Here is a 1,932-nt window from a genome sequence, read left to right as displayed (position 1 = left end):
TGCTCGTGCGTCCAGCTAAGCTGGACTATACTAACTGGTGAAAGTCCAGTCAAGGTAATTGCCAAGAAGTCTTGTAACAAACCACCAAGCGTAGTAGAAATACTGGGTTTGAAGCGTGGGTAAAGTCAACTGAAAAGTTGGCTTTTCTTTGTGATAATACAGGTCGTAACATTAAGTGAATTCTGCCGCGTCGTTAGAGAGGACTCCTTGAATTTTTTTTTAGGAGAACAAAAGGAAGTTGAGTTAGGGAGCATTTAGCGAAGACCATGGAAGACAGGAAGAACTTGGACAGCACTGTCAAAGAATCCTTCGGCGTATGGGAAACGACATGTATTAAAAGTATAGTTCGGAACTGGAGAGACCTTCCTTTGCACGGCAAAGCCGTAAAATAATGCATATAAGCCAGAGGTGAAATTGTAATTTAGCAAAGAAGGAGTCGGAGGAGTTCATAGTACCAAAGATGATAAAGACAACAAAACTTTATTTAGGAAAGGAACTCTACTTTATTCAAGTTTTTAAAGGAGGTAAGAATGAGTGAATGCGAAAGCTAACAACACCATAGATAAAGTTCGAGAACTTCAGAGAAAACTATATGTAAGTGCCAAAGTAAATGATAAGCGAAGATTTCATGCATTGTACGACAAAGTATATAGGATTGATATACTGCTTAAAGCATGGAAACAAGTAAAAGCTAACAAAGGGTCAGCAGGAATAGATAGTGTTTATATTGATGATATTGTTGAATATGGAGAAATGAAATTCATAAGAGAAATACAGCATGAGTTGATAGAAGATAAATATAAACCTAAAGCTGTTAAAAGAGTTTATATTCCAAAGAAAGATGGAAAGAAAAGACCACTTGGGATTCCTATAATAAAAGATAGGGTAGTGCAAATGGCAACAAAGATAGTCATAGAACCTATATTTGAGGCAGACTTTAAAGAGCATTCTTATGGTTTTAGACCAAAACGAAGGGCACATCAGGCATTAGAGGTCATAAGAAATAGTTGCAATAAATTTGGAAATTGGGTACTTGATGCCGATATAGTAGGTTATTTTGATAATATCAACCATGATAAGTTGATGATGTTAGTAGAGATGAAAATATCTGATAAGAGGATATTGAAACTTATAAGGAAGTGGCTCAAAGTTGGAGTGATGGAAGAAGGTAACATTAAAATTAATGTTACGGGAACACCTCAAGGAGGAGTCATTAGCCCTTTGTTGTCAAATATATATCTAAATTATCTGGATAGAATTTGGAATAAAACATTTAAACATCTGGGAACTTTGGTAAGATATGCTGATGATTTTGTTATAATATCAAGAACAAAGAGAGAAGTAGAACATGCACATAAAGCAGTAACTAAAATATTTGAGAAACTAGAACTACAGCTTCATCCAGAGAAAACAAAGTTCGTTAATACATGGAAAGGTACAGAAGGCTTTGACTTTCTGGGTTTTCATCATAGGCGAAGCCTAGAAGAAAACAGAAAGGGCGAGAGATTCTACACGATGATACAGATACCAACAAAGAAAGCAATGAAAAGCATGAGAGAAAAAGTAAATAAGGTGTTTGAAAGTCGTGCTACTCTTAAAATGAATATGTATGAAATAATTAGAAAGTTAAACAGGAAAATAGTTGGATTTAGAAACTATTATAGACTCAAGTATGCACCAAGACAATTGGTCAAAATTGATTTTCATATTATGGATAAGTTGATTGCGTGGTATAATAACAAACATCAAATAAGAATGAAACATACACGTAGTAGTAAAGTTAGAAGTATTATTAATATCAAGTTGGAAAAATTAGCTTATTATTAAGGCTGAAAGCCTTACAAAGAAGAATATCGGAAAGCCGTGTGCGAGAAAACCGCATGCACGGTTTGATGAGGAGAAGGTGGCGATTCGCCACCGACTTACTCTACA

At 35.1% G+C, this 1,932-nt stretch carries 1 protein-coding gene; it reads left to right on the top strand.

The annotated features are described in order from the left end of the window. Positions 1–534 precede the first annotated feature (534 nt). On the top strand, positions 535–1,827 hold the full coding sequence (ltrA, locus tag LQK79_RS20745) for a group II intron reverse transcriptase/maturase (protein WP_053243623.1): 1,293 nt from the start codon (positions 535–537) through the stop codon (positions 1,825–1,827). Positions 1,828–1,932 lie beyond the last annotated feature (105 nt).

It is taken from the genome of Clostridium guangxiense (assembly GCF_021043395.1).
Classification (GTDB): domain Bacteria; phylum Bacillota; class Clostridia; order Clostridiales; family Clostridiaceae; genus Clostridium_S; species Clostridium_S guangxiense.
The sequence above is the reverse complement of the archived record's forward strand: the minus strand, read 5'-3'. Positions and strand labels throughout refer to the sequence as shown.